Here is a 14,171-nt window from a genome sequence, read left to right as displayed (position 1 = left end):
AGCGTTATTTCATTCCGGCGCCATCAGCACGGCAAGCGTCAGCTTGATAAATTCTTCGTTCCTGTCGATGGTGTCCAGGGCGCCGCGCACGTTGTCGGCCACGTCAGCCGAGCCGCGTGCCTCTACCCAATTGGATAGCTCCATGATGGCGGCCTCAAGCGCGAGCTGGTTCTCGTTGATTTTGCACAGCAGGGAAGGGAGAAGGTCCGAGTTGGGCATGTGACGACTCCTTGGGCAATGGAGTCAGCGTAGCAGTTTGGGGAAGAGGGGCTTGTCGGCAGGACGCCGGAGGAGGGGCAATACTGTAGGAATATACAAGGCTAAGTTATTGATTCTTATAGGGTGATACGTCGAACTTAAAACACTCGGCGGGGGGAAACTTTCCTTTATTTTTCATGATGTTACACTTGCTTCACGGTCACCTTGACATGGTGGGGGTCGTTGGTTCGAGTCCAATCGCGCCTACCAAACAAAATCCGCTCTGCTGGGCGGTCTAGAAGGGCTCACCGAAAGGTGGGCCCTTTTTGCGTCTGGGGGTTTTTAACGCTGCGACGTAGGAGGTTTCTGAAAATCTCTTCAAGGGCACTAATCTGACCCCAAGCCCCTCGCCGGAGGTTTTCCATCGCGTTACGCTCTGGATGTTTTCAGGAAAAAGGTTTGGTAAACGGTGGATAGGCGTATCGCTGGCTTTAACTACCGGCTGCTCGCTGCCATGCATCGAGCCTTGATTTCACTGTATAGTATTTGAGCAATTCGATAGATTTGGTGACGTTATGACAGTAGCAGCTCAAAGCAAAGGCTCTTGGTCGGGGCCGACCATCGCCATGACTATGGTTGCGGCATGCTTGGTCATGACTGATCAAATGGCGCATGCGGAAGTAGTGCCAGCCAAACAATCAACTGCAGCGAAGCGGACCCAGGCGAATGTGCAGGATCTTGTGAACTTGTGAAAAGTGTTGTTGGCGAACTGCGCAGGCTCGAAACCGACATGAGTAAATACACCAGGATTTTGTGCGAGGCAGACGTTCCAGAATGCCATCTGGAAGACCATCCTTTTGGCTTGATCGCAGACAACCTGAGGTTTGTAGAGAAGAGGCTCCGTGAAGCAGGTATTCCGGTCGGGAGCGAAAAAGAGTTCAATACGCTGCTTCGAGCTGTAGCGAAGGCGCGCTCGGTTGCGGCGATGAATGATTCCCTGATACGTCAACGCACAATCGTCCCGAATGTCATCGAGAGCGATATCGACTTGGAAGGGCTGAAAACCCTGACGACCCGCAACACACAGCGTCTGATCGATCAAGTCGGATAGTGGTTATTCGAGTCGAAATCCATCCTGAATTGCGGGCTGATATCGAGTTGGCACTCGCAGCCCATCCTTTTGCACTAGACCAGATAATTAAAGATTTTACCGTCTGCATGGATAGCAAAGGTCAGACACTTCCCAGTTATATGGGGGTGTGATCAGCCATACCACGAGCCGGCAGCGGCTCGATCCGGCCAACTTCGCCATATTCATATCGCTCTACCACCCCAAAAGTTCAGGGCTTCCGATCGGCAAGCCTACAGAAAATGCGACATAAGGCGGCCGCAGCTGAATGCCGCTTTAGTCTACGTACAGGGCGAGCTTTACGAAGACCGATACATGATCCTGGCTTTTTTCGCGCCGTATGCGCACGACAAGGCGAAGGTCGATGCCGTGATGACTAGGCTTGGGATACTGGCTAAAAAATTCCGAGACGAAAACTGAATTATGATGAAAACCTGTTTGAGGACGCTCGGAGCTCGCCTCGCTAACAGTGTAGTGATCCCCGCCGCTTGGGTATCGGGGCTTGCGATGATAGGACTCTTGTGGGGCATGATAGAGTTTTCGTCCGGTAAGCTTACAGTCGAAGGACGTCAGCTCTTCCTGGCTTCTGTTTCTATTTTTTGCCTCGCTATGTGGCATTTGATACGGCGCAAGAGACGAGCAAAAGCACTTGTAGCGTCCATCAACCTAAAAGAAGGTCTAAGCCTTGACGATACTCAGTTGCTCGGCTTTCCAAGCCCCCTATTTTTTGCCTTTGACCCTTCCAACAAAAAACTCGCTCAATGCCAAAGCGCAACCGGTGACTATCAAATTCGTGACTTCACGTGGGTAACAGGCTGGCAGTTTGAGTGGCAACAGATTAACAGCAAGGTATCGGGCGGCGTTCTTCAAATAGTCGATGGGGCGGGCATGGGCGTTCCAGCCGACGAGATTCGGCGTAGATTCATAAGATTCACATTGGTTCTGATGGTTGCCGATACAAGTCATCCTCCGCTCCGTTTTCCAATGAGCCGGAGCGCAGCTGAAGGGTGGTGTGCCCGGTGCAATGTGCTTTTCAAGTGCTGAACCCGGGAAAGCGGGGGACAGACCGATTATGAGACTGGCCGATTATAGACGGACAAAAATTGTGATCTGTCCCCCTCGGTTCCCCTGAGCCCAAAAGCGTTACCGGCGTTAGCTTCCTTCCGGGAACCTTCAGCTGGTTCCGCATCAACCCGGGGTGGTGTCGAGTCCGATCGTAAGAAGCACAGCAGTGTGAGGAGCAGGATGAAGCGAAAAATGAAGCGGGATAGCTTGGACATTGTCGACACCTGAAGTTGAAGTCGACTCCTATTGTCTATATCCGCTCTCGCAGTTCCACTCAACTCGGTGTAATTACGCTGTGCCAGCTTTTGACGGTCAACAATCGAAGAAGCGAGGACAGACCACAACTATGGGGAAGTTGAGTACAGGTGAGCTCTAATCGTGGTCTGCCCCTAATTCACTCAGCGCCGGGCTTCTTTTATCTGCCTACCGATTCTTGGCCGAATCGTAGACGCTGCTTCGTTCCCGCTTGCCGACGGCCAGCACCAGGATGACAATTCGTCCATCCTCAACGCGGTACACGAGTCGGTAGCCGGCGCCGCGCAATTTGATCTTGTAGCAGTCCTTCATGCCGTGAAGCTCATCTCCTGGCACTCGTGGCTCGGCCTGTCGTTCTTGGAGCTTTCGCAAAAACTGGAGGCGGATGGTGCCGTCGAGTTTGCGCAGTTCCTTCAGCGCTTTCGGATCCCACTCGACTCTGTACTCAACGGCCATTGGCGATATCTGCCTCGGCCTCGCCGATGAGGTCGTCGAGAGATACTCGGACGGGTGTTTCGTTGGCATCGAGCCGTGCCTTGACCAAGTGAACCAGTTCCAGTTCGTCCAGACGCTCAACCATCGCCTCGTACACGTTGGCAGGGACCATATAGCCCATAACGCGGTTGTGATTCAGCACGGCCACGGGCAAGCCGTTGGCGCCGCTCAGGACCGCAGAGGGATTCTTCTTGAGTTCGGATACGCTGACGGCCACATCGGCCAGGATATTCTGCATAGATAAGACTCCGATTTAGGTCGTTATTCTGGTCTTTTGATGCTGTGTAGGCAAGCGTTCAGCGTTCCAATCCCTCGTTCTAAGGTTGGATGGAGCTTGACTGCGCCGGACGTTTTTGTTTCGGGAGAAAGGGGGGCGGGAAAAGGGAAAAGGAGAGGTTTTTTTTGCCGCTGTGGCTTATGAAGGCTCAAGCGAGCGCCGCGAGAGGCATTGACGCAAATTCCTACACAAACCTCGGAAACCAGCGCATTGCAGCATCTGGATAGGCAACTTATTGTCTCTACATCGCCCAGATGGCGATTCGGGTTTGGCGACTCGATTGAATGAAGCGCAGAAGCTCCTGCTCCTTATCAATTGAAGAGGTACTGCTCATGACCCGATACATGCCCATCACCGGCATCGACTGCATCCCCGCAACCCTGCTCATCGACACCGAAGCGCCTCTAGACGTCCTTTTCGAAACCGCCGATTACCGCATCCGCACGGTGACCCAAGTCTTGGAAAATATCGCGTTTCGCTCGGACATCAGCTCAGACACGGTGGTGCTCACTGATTTTTGTAAATTGCTGACCACATCGTTACGCGATGGTTGTGATGTCATGGATGTGATCGGAAGACGATTGCGGGCGCAGGTGGCGGAATAATGAAAACGGGCGACTAATCAGTCGCCCGTTTTCATAAAGCTTGGGAAAAAATTCAAGAGGGCCAGGGAATGTGTCCCGATTGACTGCTGGGCATGGGTCAAGAAGAGGACAAGCCAAAGAACAAGAAGGAACCCACTCTCAGGCTGGTGAATGATTACCCGCATGCCCAGGCTGCGCATGAAGATCAATGCCTAGCGCATGAATGACCTTGAGTACGGTATCGAATCTCGGCTTTGATCCAGGTGCGAACGCCTTCTACAAGCTTTCTCGGCCCCTGCCAGAGTCTTTAGCGATCTGCGCCATGCCTTGGGCCTTGGCGACATAGCCGATCGCTCGGAGAAATTCCTCGCTATCACCATCAGCCAGCACTTGAGAAAGGTATTCACTGATGGTTTCGTCGCTCTCGAGCAGTGCCGCCATGTCAGATGTCGTCAAGTGTTGGCTCATGTTCAAACCTCCTTGCCAATTTCTTCGCTTAAAACCTTGGACTGTCCCCAGTCTTTTGTCCTCAGTCTCTGCGGTTTGTCTGTAAAACCGCGCCTCCCCTTTTTAGGGCGGCTTCGCCACCCAGCGGGAGCAAGCTCCCTCGCCACATGGTTTGTGGTGTCGCGGCTCAGGCAGCCAAAGGCCAACCAATGCGCGCTGCACGGCGCAGGCTCGCCTTAACAACCAAGCGATGAAATGGCGCAATCACGAAGATGTAGGCCCGGCCCAGTCGGTTGTGGCACTGCACCACGGTTGAAAAAACCAGTTGGCGACTGCCTTCCTGCTCTACCTCTCCAGAACACAGGATCGATATGCGGAAGTCGAGGTGCTTGTCGTCCTCTCCCAACACGATTTCAGTCTGGTCGGTGCTGTAGACCTTGAAGATTTGAATCCGATGGGCAAGTGTCGCCAAATGCCTGGCTGTCTTGAGCCCAAAACAGGCAACGACAGTGTCTCGGACTTTCATGAGCCATCCGATCCAGGATGGCTGGTGGGAAAGGATGAATCGAGCGAGCACCTCTGGATCGCTGGATGTGCCCGCTGGGAGTCGAATCGCAAAAGCGTCCGCCAGGTTCGTCGACTTGTAAAGGTGGGTGACGCCGGACCTCGAGGGGACCGGCACAGACATAATGAGCTCAAATTCTCGGGGCATCGGGGATCTCTTCCTGAGTGCTAACTACCAATTAGATGACATGCCATGTCGCGTTTCTTGTTGGGAGGCGGCAAATTCTCCTTGTCGGATACTGAGCCCGATCAGCGCATCATACAGCGCCTGCTGCCCAGCGGGCAGGACAGGGAGCAGCGTCGCACGGCGCTTATTGGCATCGAACCAGGATTCAACCAACCATCCCACCAGATAGAGCGCCGAAAGGCATCCGCCAGCGGTTGCGACGTTGCCCTGGCATACAAGAGGCTGGTCCACGGGCTCAAGTCCCAGGGCTTGCAAGCCTGATCGTGCATCCGGGTGTGTCGTTGCTCGGCCGCTGAGCAGCCCAAGCCGTTGGAGAATGAAAGCGCCGGCGCAGATGGAGCCGATTCGCTGGCGTTTGGGGTCAAGTTCAAACGACGGCAGGAAATCCGGGGAGGCCAGTGCGGCGGGTATTCCTTCCTTGCCGCTGGCGAACAATACCGCGTCGGCACTATTGGCCTCGGAAAGCGGACCGTGCACCGAAACAGGCAGGCCATGCGCCGATGCTACGACAGGGCTGGAACCCAATATTCGGACGTGCCAGTCCTCGGTGTTGCGGCCTAAGATGTCCCACATCAGGAATAGGTCGATATCGGTGAATTGGTCGAAAGCAACCAGGACGATTTTCTTCAAGGCGAGCTCCATGAAAAGTGCTGGCGTGCAAAACGCAACGGCCATCTTTGCTGGTGTTCGCAGGGTATCGATCGGTTGCGCGCCATACACAGCCTGTATGGCGATAAATAAGGAGCGAAATAACGAATGGAAAAACTAACGCGTCACCATTGGATCGCGGCAGGTTTCGAGGCCCTCGACCAGACTGGGCATATTGGCGTGTCAGCCGAGAGTCTATCGCGCCGATTGAATGTGACCCGCGGATCGTTCTATCACCATTTCCGCAATCGCGAAGACTTTGTCCGCACCTTGCTGGCCGCTTGGGAAGAAGACTACACGGAGCGCATGCTCTCTTTTGCGGCGCAAGGTCGTAGCGCGGGCGAAATCTTGAAACGCTACTTGAGTATCGCTGCTGAGAAACAACCTGGGCGTGAAGTTTCCATCCGGGCCTGGTCGCTGCACGATCCGTTGGTAGGCGAGGTTCAGCAGCGTGTTGACGCACGACGATTGGACTTCGCGATACGGACGTGTCGTCGCTTGGCCCATAGGCCAGGCGAAGCAGAAGTGATGGGGCAGGTGGCCCACCTGTGCCTGATTGGGGGGCAGCAGGCGGGGCTGCGGCGTGATGCCGCTCGCTTCAACCGTTTCGTGCATCGAGCCTTTTCGCTTTTCGAAGGGGTTCTTCCACCGTGGCGGTCCAGGTCGTGAGAAGAAATGAGCAGGGGAGTGCCTGACCTGATAGCGTTGTGGGAAAAGGCCATGAATGAGCTGCGAATGGGCAAGCCATGTGTTTCGATGTCTATTCGGGATGAGGACCGATAATGCCGTACAACTACACGAACGGCCGCTACCTGGTCTTCAAAGGCAATGGCAGCGATGGGGCGCCCTTGGGCCGGCTTCATCAGGACGGAATAGTTCGAAATCTTCAGGGTGAGCCGCTGTATTACGTAAACACGGACGAACATGCGTTCAGTTCGGTCGATTTTATCTTTCAAGGCGGTATACAAAAATGTAGCGGCACGTTTTATGTGCTCGGCGACAAAGTTCTGTTCACGTTTTCCGAGATGACGGTTAAGCCACAGGGAAACGAAACCGAGGAAGAGGCGCTTCACAGGGAATTCAAAAAAAGGGCGTTAAGTTTGGCAGGGCAAATCGTCCAGGCGAAAAATGAGATGGTGCAGGCACGCCTGGATATGGCCTGGTCCAATTTAAATCTTTTCCGCCGTTTTCGTGCCTTCTTGACGAGCCGAGCCCGTAGGGAGCGAACATCACCAGGGTGGCGTTACAGCGGGCTCGACAGTGATCATGAGCTCAAATCGAATGTCTCTTCATCGTCACTCGCGACAATGGTTTTGTGCGCTGCGGACGCCAGGAAAACGCGGGCAGACCACGATTATGAGGCGGTCCGATTACACGTGAACTCAAATCGCGGTCTGTCCTCAGCCTTCTGGCGTCCGCCGTTTGAGGTGGGTTCTATAGCTGCACTTGCAGGAAGTCCTCGTCGTAACTCGCGCTGGGAAAACATCCAGTCAATCTATACGCCGCGTTTTGCCCGGACACTCGTCAAATTGATTGGGAATTAAATGAAACAGGTAGTGTTGGCACTTTCGCTGGTCACATTGGCAGCCTGTATGCCTTATCAATCAGTGAGCTCACCAGATCCAAATTGGATGCGTCTGGGTGGATATGAACCTGAAGGCTATCCGAGGACGTTTGTCGAGAACCTAAGCGGCGATTGCTCTTTGGTTACCGAGTCATGGTCTGACAGTAGAATCAACGGTCGTATTCTGTGGAAGAAGCGGCAGTCTCGAGAGCCTGTTGCCTGTCCATAGGCGCCTGTGTAAGGGCTGACTTCGCGTCGAAAAAAGGGGACAACCCACGATTTGAGACCGACAGATTAATGTACGCAATATCGAGGGCTGTCCCAGTTGTTCTGACTCCCGCCCTTGGCTCGTAGCAGCGAAGCAATGGTGCTAAATTCTGCGCGTCCAGCGTGTGGGCCCATCTGGCTCGGCGAGGATATTTAACGCCTCTCTCAACCGATTTTGTGGATATGGAAATTCAATGAACACACCTAAGCTTTCGATTGCGCTGTCCTGTGCTGTTGCAGTTTTGATGTTGAGCGGGTGCGCTGCCTCTGTAAAAAGCGGCGGAACTGAAACGCTCGTCATTCAGGAGTCAGCCAAGCAGAACCTGGTCGTAAACTTTGAGGGGAATAGCAAGGTTCAACAAAACGAGGACTGGCCTCGCTTGAAGCGGGAGTGGAATGACGCTCTGCAAGTCGAAGCAACTCGCGCCGGCTACAGGCTTACAGAGGCTCAGGCATCAAGCCAAGAGGGTAAGGAGGGTGTCGGTATCAAGATCAACGTGACCAATTTCCGTTACCTGACCCCAGGCGCTCGTTACGGAGCAGGGGTCATGGTGGGAAATGCATGGGTCAATTCCAGTGCCGATTACTCGGACCTGAAATCAGGCCGCCTGATTGGAACTCGCACCTATGACACCTCCTCGTCGGCTTGGGAAGGCGTTATGTCGGCCATGACCCAAGAGCAGGTTCAGGCTATTTCTCAGAAAATCATAAGTGACATCAAGAGCGCAAAAGCCAAGTAATGCGATCTTGGGTTTGCCAGTGTTGGTTAACCGGGGCATCGGCGGTGAAAGGTGCGGAGCTCCAGCCTAGCGTTCTGCCGTGCGATGTATTCGTGTCGAAGCTGATGAAACAACGCGCCCGAGGACGATTAATCAATGCCAAAGAAACTTCAGGAAAGCAAAGCAGCGACGGCTGCTGACATTGAGCGCTCCATCCAGGCACTGAACAAAATGGCAGAGCGCCTCTGGGGCGACGGTCGGGAGGCTGAGGCGAAAGCCTTGCTCGATGCCCTAGATGCTTTAAACAGGGCGCTCGACAGGATCAGGATTGGGGAGAGCCGCAGGGTTCTTCATTGAGCATCAGAGTGTTTACGAGATGCCCGCTCATCAACGGTCATCGCGATTGCGCAGCAGCCACTCATCGACGGCGTCTCCGAGCGTTTTCGGGACGCCATCACGTATCCAGGCCATGAAGTCCCGGTCAAATTTAAAGTTGTCGCCGCAGTGCTCCACCATGAATCGGCGGACATTTTGTGTGTTTCGGTAGTGCTTGCAAACTGGCGTATCTCTTGTGAGCTGGTCACTGTGCCAATTAAAACTCATGGGACGGGCTCCGTACTGGATGGTCAGACCTATAAATCCATGACACCGGATGCTTGGCGTCTTGCAAGCGGTATCCACACGTCCACGTAGCCCTTCCCTCGGGAGGGTTCGAAATCCGCGCTGTACTGCTCGAACTCAGGCGCGTCGGCTGTCTCATATTCAGACTCAGGCAACCAGTGATTGAAAATGGTGAAGAACGTCTGATGGATCGTCGAGATATGGCCTTGGTGTCGAAACACGCCATAGTTTTGCTGCGGCACCCTGAAATAGCGAAAAGCCGGAGGAAGACCATCGACGCAGGACACTTCTGTGCCGGCAATGTATTCAAAACTACCGTCCAGTCCAGGGTTACAGCACAGGCCATAGCTCCAGTTGTTGACCTGATCGGGTACCTGTCCCAGGTAGTGGGAGAACGCTTGCCACAAACCGACGATGCCTTCGTTCTTATCGAAGGTATAACGATCCCCCAGACCCGCGATGAAAAACGCTGCCCTGGTTTCAAAGCGAGGTTCGGAGAGTGTTATGAGCTTCCTTTCTTTCATACGTAAAGGCTCCACCAGCGAGAGATGTTCATCCTCGTGCCCACGCACTTGCTTCGGCGTGACCCCAAACAGATCGCAGAAGGCGCGCGTAAACGCTTCATGGGAACCGTAGCCGGCATCCAGCGCTACTTGCAGAATGTCCGGCGCACCTCGACGCAAGGCCAGTGCTGCTTGGCTCAACCGCCGAGCACGGATGTACCGCATCACCGACCAGCCCGTCGACAGCGCAAACAAACGGGCCAAGGCAAAGGGAGACAGGTTGCAATGGCGCGCGACACGTCCCAGATCGAGTTGGGATCCCAGCTCCAACTCGATGTACCACAGGGCCCTTTCGATATTCAGCATGACGGTCCTCCATGAATGCTGAAAGCGACGTTATCAAATGCAGGGGGAGAACATTTGATCGTTCTTGCGGTTTTTGCTTTCTACTGCCGTATAACTGGCTGCTGCCTATACGGGATTAACTCACTCATTCAAGGACCTGGAATGCTCATCGTCTTCAGCGGCCTTCCCGGCACCGGGAAAACGACTATCGCCCATGATCTCGCCGCTACGACAGGCGCCGTGTACCTACGGATCGATACGATTGAACAGGCGATTCGAAACTCGGGGGCGCTTGCGCAAGATGTGGGGCGCAGTGGTTACATGGTTGCCAACGAGCTGGCCCTGAGTAATCTTCGTTTGGGCCGCACGGTTGTCGTTGATTGTGTCAATCCGGTCCTCGACAGCCGAACCGCGTGGAGCGAAGTTGCCTCACGGGCGGGTAGTCGGTTGGTAAATATTCAAGTGATTTGCTCCGATAAACATGAACATCAGCGCCGGGTAGAAACGAGGAAAGGTGACATCCCCGGGCTGACGCCACCTACCTGGCAATCTGTACTGGATCATGAATTTGAGCCATGGGACGAAGCTCCGTTTTGCATAGACACAGCCATGGCCTCTCCGGCGCAAGCGGTCTCGATGATCATCAAGCGATTTCTGTCCAGGGAGTAGGATTGGGACCGGTAGAAGGTTGGCTTCGAAATGAATTGACCGGCGGTCCGACCGTTTGGAATTACCGCCGCCCGGGGAACTCCATTCATCGAGGAATATGTATTCCTCAATGGCGGTGAACACCGCCCGAGGCAAATGGAATGACGTCGTTCGAAGAATTCAGGGCCACATCCCATGAGCTTCTCAAAGAGCTGGATGCCGCGACGATTAAGATGATGATGTTGGTTTCTGCGAAAGAGGTATCCGGTCCTTTTTGGGAAGATGCCGCCCAACGGCATCATGACGCTGTAGATGCCTGGCATTCCTTTCTCAATATCCCTACGGATTTCGCGGCGAGTCCGCCTCTTCCCTGAGGGCGAGGAAAGAAGGGGCGCGAGTCGCGCTCCGCTGTCCTACTGCGTTGAAGGCGCTACAGGGATCCGTTGTGCTCGGACGGCTACAGATTCAGAAGATGGATTTTCCTTCTTGGCCTGGAGTGGGCTGGCAGGAACATCCGGTTTATCGTCAGGCGTGTGCTGCGCGCTCAAACAAATCTGCCCACATCCTACGATCTGATGCGGCTTCCTATGCAGGGATCCAAAAAGCCGCTCTTTAATCGGATAGCAAACGATCTTTCATGCTGATCCAATTCAACCAATACTCCACCCCAATAACCACTCACTAAAAGCCCTCACATCCACCTGCCGCTCCCGCCCCGGCACGCACACCACCGTATATCGCGCGCCCGCCAAACGAACCTCAGGCCGGTAATCAATCAACTCCCCCCGCGCAACCGCGTCGGCAACCAGCACATTGCTGGCGAGCACCAGCCCATGCCCGGCGATCGCCGCTTGCAGGGCGTGCTGTTCCTCGTCATAACGCCGAAAACGCGCATTTTCCAGCCAGCCCAGGGTACCGGCCTTGGTGCACCATGCCGGCCAGTCGATCGCCACCTTGGCGCTGCTCAGCCATGGCACGTCGATCAGTTCAACAGGCGAGCCCGCTGCGGGTGGTTGCCAGCCGGGGCGGCAATACACACCGAAATACTCATCCAGCAACGGCTGTTCGAACAGCTGTGGATCCGGCGTGAACAGGGCGCGGATCGCCAGGTCGATGCTGGCGTCACGTCGCAGGTCCACTACGTCGTTGCTGCTGTGCAGGCTGACGTCGATCTCCGGATGCAACCGATGGAAATCCCCGAGCCGAGGGATCAGCCACAGGCTGGCGAACGCCGGCGTAGTGCTCACCACCAGCGACTGGGCGGCACACAAGGGCGACAGTATTTGCAGGCCCTGTTGGATATCGAGTAGGGCGCGGTGCATGTAAGGGTGAAGGCGCTCGCCGTCGGCGCTCAGGCGCACGTTTTGGCTGGAACGTTCGAACAGGCGTACACCCAGGAAGGCTTCAAGGCTTTTGACTTGATGGGAGATCGCCGCCGGGCTGACGTTCAGTTCCTGGGCCGCGGCCTTGAAGCTGCCCAGCCGTGCGGCGGACTCGAAGCCGCGCAAGGCGGTGAGGGGCAGTTTGGCGAACATGCGGGTGGGTTACTCAGGTTGAGCGTGGCTCAATTTAGCTCAATTGTGCGCGGGGGCTCAACTTGCCAGGCTGTGGTCTTCCAACCCAGCCAAGGAGCCCAGCAATGCAAGGCACGCCCCGTAAAATCCTCCAGGCCATCCTCTATGAAGCCGGCGGTGTGCTGTTCGTGGCACCGGCGCTGGCGCTGACCTACGAACAAGGAATGGGCTATTCAACCCTGCTGTCCCTGGTGATTTCCGCCGTCGCGCTGGCCTGGAACATGCTTTTCAACGGCCTTTTCGAATGGTGGGAGCGTCGCCAACCCAGCCGCCATCGCAACTGGCAGCGGCGGTTGCTGCATTCCCTTGGTTTTGAAGGCGGCTTGACGCTGATCCTCACACCGGTGATTAGCGCATGGTTGGGCATCAGCCTGTGGCTGGCGCTGGTGACCAACCTGGGGTTGTTCGTGTTTTTCTTTTTTTACTCGCTGGTTTTTCAGTGGGTGTTTGATCGAGTGTTTGATGTTCCGCTTTCGGCGCAGGCCGATCAGGGTTCCGTCTCTAGCGCCCGCTGAGTCAGAGTTATGAATTTGTATGGGCCAACCGATATTGGGAATCCAGGTCTTTCGAGCCGCTAATAGATGCCCGGATGGTTTCGTTCGAAAGGCAGCAGACTGCTCTCCCAGATAGTGGCGATTAAATGGCATGATTAGCGCTCACCTAGGGAGAGACGCATGCAATTTTTACAAAAGGAAAAACGCCATTACCTGACTGACGAGTTCATCGGCACGGAGCAGGGGTGTGGCATATTCATACCGGCTAACAAAGCGCTCTACCGTTTCGTGCAAGAAAATCCCAGCCACACCGATCACGCGCAGGTGGCTTCAAAGGCGCTGATCATTGGTCGCAGTCTGGCGGCATCGGTCGAGCGTCGCACCAAGGATGAGGAGGATGGCTATGAAGGCTCCACAGGAGGCTTCTATTCGCGGTTGGCTGAATCTATTTGCAGCTCAGATGTAGGTTTGGAAGCGTCCCTTCTTCCAGTCGGGGAAAGGCTTGCCGGATCTGTCTGTACCGCGGTGGATAAGGTGCATTCCCGGCTCTGCGAGGCCATCAGTGCCGTCACTAACAAGGACGCGAGCAGCTTCGCTTCGAAGTATCTGCACTTCCATTATCCGACTTTGTTTCCAATGGTTGATTCGCGAGCCAGGGAAGCGCTGAAGTGGATCGCGGATGAGGAGGGGCTGGTTTTTGCTCCGACTACGGCGGGCATGTCAAAAAATTACGCGACCTACGTAGATTTCTACATACGCGTTCGTAGCCTGTTTGAAGAAGAACTTGGCCGGGAAATCAGCCTTAGGCAGATGGATAATATTTTGCTTAATCGCTACGACAATTGGGTTTAGGGGACCGTATGAAATGGACTGTGGTCGTTGCGATTGCAATCGCGATTCTGAGCGGGTGCACGACGGCGCCCGCCTGGAAGATATCCAGTGAAAGTGATGTATTCCCCAAAAGAACCAGTTTGGTCGTCACGACTGGAAATTACACAGCGGGTAACTCGTTTCTTAATACATTGAACATATTTCCAGTTGTACGTAAAGAGGGCGAGGAGATCTATGTCGGACTGATGTCCAATGGAGATGTTCGGATTCCGATCGTAACGGCTCAAATATGGATTGATCAGAACGAGGTATGGACAATCTCGTCTCAGGAGACCCCTATGATCTTGGGGAAGCCATCCCTGTATGATGTGTTGAGGCCACGCTCGGAGCTCACAAGGCAAGCCCAGGCGCAGGGTTTGAATATTCACAAAATATTGGGGGGGTGCGCAGTGACTGGAGGGGACAAGGCCAAGGCAATTCTTAAGCAGATGCTCAGGGGCAGCGTTTTAAAATTCAGGACGATTGGTATCGATAAAAACGTGTCTCCGACTCAGGAAGTCGTCTTGGACGAGTCGTTTTCTCAATCGCTCGGATGGGCTGGGATTGATCAGAAGAGTTTATAAACCTCTGCATTGCGTCTGGCCTTGGTTGTATTAGCGGTCCCGGTGGTGATTAACCGATTCCAATCGAATGCGTAGACCGAAAGGGGAATGGATTCTAGTGCTGTGCTGACGCTTTCCTGAAAGGGAGGGCGGT

General features: G+C 54.6%; 21 protein-coding genes and 1 pseudogene. 13 read left to right on the top strand and 9 right to left on the bottom strand.

Annotated elements, in window-relative coordinates; translation table 11 throughout:
• Nucleotides 1-9: 9 nt before the first annotated feature.
• Nucleotides 10-219, bottom strand: a complete 210-nt coding sequence (locus HU715_RS13385) for a hypothetical protein (protein ID WP_186707499.1) — start codon at nt 217-219, stop codon at nt 10-12.
• A gap of 769 nt (nt 220-988) precedes the next feature.
• On the opposite strand from HU715_RS13385, the gene HU715_RS13380 reads away from it, so the two are divergent.
• From HU715_RS13380 to HU715_RS13370, 3 genes are all read left to right on the top strand, one after another.
• Nucleotides 989-1,309, top strand: coding sequence for a hypothetical protein (locus HU715_RS13380; RefSeq protein WP_186707500.1), 321 nt, complete (start codon nt 989-991; stop codon nt 1,307-1,309).
• A gap of 93 nt (nt 1,310-1,402) precedes the next feature.
• Nucleotides 1,403-1,747, top strand: coding sequence for a type II toxin-antitoxin system YafO family toxin (locus tag HU715_RS27530; protein ID WP_186707529.1), 345 nt, complete (start codon nt 1,403-1,405; stop codon nt 1,745-1,747).
• A gap of 108 nt (nt 1,748-1,855) precedes the next feature.
• Nucleotides 1,856-2,371, top strand: a complete 516-nt coding sequence (locus HU715_RS13370; RefSeq protein WP_225917595.1) for a hypothetical protein — start codon at nt 1,856-1,858, stop codon at nt 2,369-2,371.
• A gap of 444 nt (nt 2,372-2,815) precedes the next feature.
• On the opposite strand, the gene HU715_RS13365 is transcribed toward HU715_RS13370, so the two are convergent.
• A complete protein-coding gene (locus HU715_RS13365) occupies nt 2,816-3,103 on the bottom strand; it encodes a type II toxin-antitoxin system RelE family toxin (RefSeq protein WP_186707502.1) in 288 nt (95 codons plus the stop codon).
• Nucleotides 3,093-3,380 (bottom strand): type II toxin-antitoxin system Phd/YefM family antitoxin, encoded by a 288-nt coding sequence (locus tag HU715_RS13360; RefSeq protein WP_053123436.1) that lies wholly within the window; start codon nt 3,378-3,380, stop codon nt 3,093-3,095. The genes HU715_RS13365 and HU715_RS13360 overlap by 11 nt, the downstream gene beginning before the upstream one ends.
• A gap of 371 nt (nt 3,381-3,751) precedes the next feature.
• Between HU715_RS13360 and HU715_RS13355 the strand changes: the two genes are divergently transcribed.
• Nucleotides 3,752-4,024 (top strand): hypothetical protein, encoded by a 273-nt coding sequence (locus HU715_RS13355; protein ID WP_018610855.1) that lies wholly within the window; start codon nt 3,752-3,754, stop codon nt 4,022-4,024.
• A 138-nt stretch (nt 4,025-4,162) separates the two neighbouring features.
• On the opposite strand, the pseudogene HU715_RS13350 reads toward HU715_RS13355, so the two are convergent.
• The 3 genes and pseudogenes from HU715_RS13350 to HU715_RS13340 all read right to left on the bottom strand — a co-directional run bounded on the left by HU715_RS13350 (nt 4,163) and on the right by HU715_RS13340 (nt 5,831).
• Nucleotides 4,163-4,471 (bottom strand): annotated as a pseudogene (locus tag HU715_RS13350) (addiction module antidote protein).
• Nucleotides 4,472-4,637: 166 nt separating this feature from the next.
• Nucleotides 4,638-5,162 (bottom strand): DUF2867 domain-containing protein, encoded by a 525-nt coding sequence (locus tag HU715_RS13345; RefSeq protein WP_186707503.1) that lies wholly within the window; start codon nt 5,160-5,162, stop codon nt 4,638-4,640.
• Between the two features lie 24 nt (nt 5,163-5,186).
• Nucleotides 5,187-5,831, bottom strand: a complete 645-nt coding sequence (locus HU715_RS13340) for a DJ-1/PfpI family protein (protein ID WP_186707504.1) — start codon at nt 5,829-5,831, stop codon at nt 5,187-5,189.
• 126 nt (nt 5,832-5,957) lie between these two features.
• Between HU715_RS13340 and HU715_RS13335 the strand changes: the two genes are divergently transcribed.
• The 4 genes from HU715_RS13335 to HU715_RS13320 all read left to right on the top strand — a co-directional run bounded on the left by HU715_RS13335 (nt 5,958) and on the right by HU715_RS13320 (nt 8,756).
• Nucleotides 5,958-6,518: a TetR/AcrR family transcriptional regulator gene (locus tag HU715_RS13335; RefSeq protein ID WP_186707505.1), complete on the top strand. Its 561-nt coding sequence runs from the start codon at nt 5,958-5,960 to the stop codon at nt 6,516-6,518.
• A 113-nt stretch (nt 6,519-6,631) separates the two neighbouring features.
• Nucleotides 6,632-7,393 (top strand): hypothetical protein, encoded by a 762-nt coding sequence (locus HU715_RS13330; RefSeq protein ID WP_186707506.1) that lies wholly within the window; start codon nt 6,632-6,634, stop codon nt 7,391-7,393.
• A gap of 481 nt (nt 7,394-7,874) precedes the next feature.
• Nucleotides 7,875-8,420 (top strand): DUF4410 domain-containing protein, encoded by a 546-nt coding sequence (locus HU715_RS13325; protein WP_186707507.1) that lies wholly within the window; start codon nt 7,875-7,877, stop codon nt 8,418-8,420.
• Between the two features lie 135 nt (nt 8,421-8,555).
• Complete coding sequence (locus HU715_RS13320) at nt 8,556-8,756, top strand: hypothetical protein (protein WP_013693816.1); 201 nt, start codon at nt 8,556-8,558, stop codon at nt 8,754-8,756.
• Between the two features lie 30 nt (nt 8,757-8,786).
• On the opposite strand, the gene HU715_RS13315 is transcribed toward HU715_RS13320, so the two are convergent.
• Both HU715_RS13315 and HU715_RS13310 read right to left on the bottom strand, forming a co-directional pair.
• The gene (locus HU715_RS13315) at nt 8,787-9,002 is read right to left on the bottom strand and encodes a DUF6434 domain-containing protein (protein ID WP_186707508.1); all 216 of its coding nucleotides are present in this window, start codon (nt 9,000-9,002) and stop codon (nt 8,787-8,789) included.
• Between the two features lie 29 nt (nt 9,003-9,031).
• Nucleotides 9,032-9,889, bottom strand: a complete 858-nt coding sequence (locus tag HU715_RS13310; protein ID WP_186707509.1) for an AraC family transcriptional regulator — start codon at nt 9,887-9,889, stop codon at nt 9,032-9,034.
• Nucleotides 9,890-10,030: 141 nt separating this feature from the next.
• Here HU715_RS13310 and HU715_RS13305 point away from each other — a divergent pair, with 141 nt between their 5' ends.
• On the top strand, nt 10,031-10,537 hold the full coding sequence (locus HU715_RS13305) for a P-loop nucleotide/nucleoside kinase family protein (protein WP_186707510.1): 507 nt from the start codon (nt 10,031-10,033) through the stop codon (nt 10,535-10,537).
• 140 nt (nt 10,538-10,677) lie between these two features.
• Nucleotides 10,678-10,890, top strand: a complete 213-nt coding sequence (locus tag HU715_RS13300; protein ID WP_053123419.1) for a hypothetical protein — start codon at nt 10,678-10,680, stop codon at nt 10,888-10,890.
• 276 nt (nt 10,891-11,166) lie between these two features.
• Here HU715_RS13300 and HU715_RS13295 read toward each other — a convergent pair whose 3' ends face one another.
• Nucleotides 11,167-12,051, bottom strand: a complete 885-nt coding sequence (locus HU715_RS13295; protein ID WP_186707511.1) for a LysR substrate-binding domain-containing protein — start codon at nt 12,049-12,051, stop codon at nt 11,167-11,169.
• A 104-nt stretch (nt 12,052-12,155) separates the two neighbouring features.
• On the opposite strand from HU715_RS13295, the gene HU715_RS13290 reads away from it, so the two are divergent.
• The 3 genes from HU715_RS13290 to HU715_RS13280 all read left to right on the top strand — a co-directional run bounded on the left by HU715_RS13290 (nt 12,156) and on the right by HU715_RS13280 (nt 14,038).
• Complete coding sequence (locus HU715_RS13290; protein WP_186707512.1) at nt 12,156-12,605, top strand: PACE efflux transporter; 450 nt, start codon at nt 12,156-12,158, stop codon at nt 12,603-12,605.
• A gap of 159 nt (nt 12,606-12,764) precedes the next feature.
• The gene (locus HU715_RS13285) at nt 12,765-13,436 is read left to right on the top strand and encodes a hypothetical protein (protein ID WP_186707513.1); all 672 of its coding nucleotides are present in this window, start codon (nt 12,765-12,767) and stop codon (nt 13,434-13,436) included.
• 8 nt (nt 13,437-13,444) lie between these two features.
• Nucleotides 13,445-14,038, top strand: coding sequence for a hypothetical protein (locus HU715_RS13280; protein WP_186707514.1), 594 nt, complete (start codon nt 13,445-13,447; stop codon nt 14,036-14,038).
• The last annotated feature ends 133 nt before the right edge of the window (nt 14,039-14,171 follow it).

It is taken from the genome of Pseudomonas zanjanensis (genome assembly GCF_014268745.2).
Taxonomy (GTDB): Bacteria; Pseudomonadota; Gammaproteobacteria; order Pseudomonadales; family Pseudomonadaceae; genus Aquipseudomonas; species Aquipseudomonas zanjanensis.
This window is presented reverse-complemented; position numbering and strand designations above follow the sequence as displayed.

Excerpts from the sequence above, each read along its gene's own strand:
- HU715_RS13385 (WP_186707499.1), bottom strand. The coding sequence starts at position 219 with ATGCCCAACTCGGACCTTCTCCCTTCCCTGCTGTGCAAAATCAACGAG.
- HU715_RS13380 (WP_186707500.1), top strand. The coding sequence starts at position 989 with ATGAGTAAATACACCAGGATTTTGTGCGAGGCAGACGTTCCAGAATGC.
- HU715_RS13370 (WP_225917595.1), top strand. The coding sequence starts at position 1,856 with ATGATAGAGTTTTCGTCCGGTAAGCTTACAGTCGAAGGACGTCAGCTC.
- HU715_RS13365 (WP_186707502.1), bottom strand. The coding sequence starts at position 3,103 with ATGGCCGTTGAGTACAGAGTCGAGTGGGATCCGAAAGCGCTGAAGGAA.
- HU715_RS13360 (WP_053123436.1), bottom strand. The coding sequence starts at position 3,380 with ATGCAGAATATCCTGGCCGATGTGGCCGTCAGCGTATCCGAACTCAAG.
- HU715_RS13355 (WP_018610855.1), top strand. The coding sequence starts at position 3,752 with ATGACCCGATACATGCCCATCACCGGCATCGACTGCATCCCCGCAACC.
- HU715_RS13345 (WP_186707503.1), bottom strand. The coding sequence starts at position 5,162 with ATGCCCCGAGAATTTGAGCTCATTATGTCTGTGCCGGTCCCCTCGAGG.
- HU715_RS13335 (WP_186707505.1), top strand. The coding sequence starts at position 5,958 with ATGGAAAAACTAACGCGTCACCATTGGATCGCGGCAGGTTTCGAGGCC.
- HU715_RS13330 (WP_186707506.1), top strand. The coding sequence starts at position 6,632 with ATGCCGTACAACTACACGAACGGCCGCTACCTGGTCTTCAAAGGCAAT.
- HU715_RS13325 (WP_186707507.1), top strand. The coding sequence starts at position 7,875 with ATGAACACACCTAAGCTTTCGATTGCGCTGTCCTGTGCTGTTGCAGTT.
- HU715_RS13320 (WP_013693816.1), top strand. The coding sequence starts at position 8,556 with ATGCCAAAGAAACTTCAGGAAAGCAAAGCAGCGACGGCTGCTGACATT.
- HU715_RS13315 (WP_186707508.1), bottom strand. The coding sequence starts at position 9,002 with ATGAGTTTTAATTGGCACAGTGACCAGCTCACAAGAGATACGCCAGTT.
- HU715_RS13310 (WP_186707509.1), bottom strand. The coding sequence starts at position 9,889 with ATGCTGAATATCGAAAGGGCCCTGTGGTACATCGAGTTGGAGCTGGGA.
- HU715_RS13305 (WP_186707510.1), top strand. The coding sequence starts at position 10,031 with ATGCTCATCGTCTTCAGCGGCCTTCCCGGCACCGGGAAAACGACTATC.
- HU715_RS13300 (WP_053123419.1), top strand. The coding sequence starts at position 10,678 with ATGACGTCGTTCGAAGAATTCAGGGCCACATCCCATGAGCTTCTCAAA.
- HU715_RS13295 (WP_186707511.1), bottom strand. The coding sequence starts at position 12,051 with ATGTTCGCCAAACTGCCCCTCACCGCCTTGCGCGGCTTCGAGTCCGCC.
- HU715_RS13290 (WP_186707512.1), top strand. The coding sequence starts at position 12,156 with ATGCAAGGCACGCCCCGTAAAATCCTCCAGGCCATCCTCTATGAAGCC.
- HU715_RS13285 (WP_186707513.1), top strand. The coding sequence starts at position 12,765 with ATGCAATTTTTACAAAAGGAAAAACGCCATTACCTGACTGACGAGTTC.
- HU715_RS13280 (WP_186707514.1), top strand. The coding sequence starts at position 13,445 with ATGAAATGGACTGTGGTCGTTGCGATTGCAATCGCGATTCTGAGCGGG.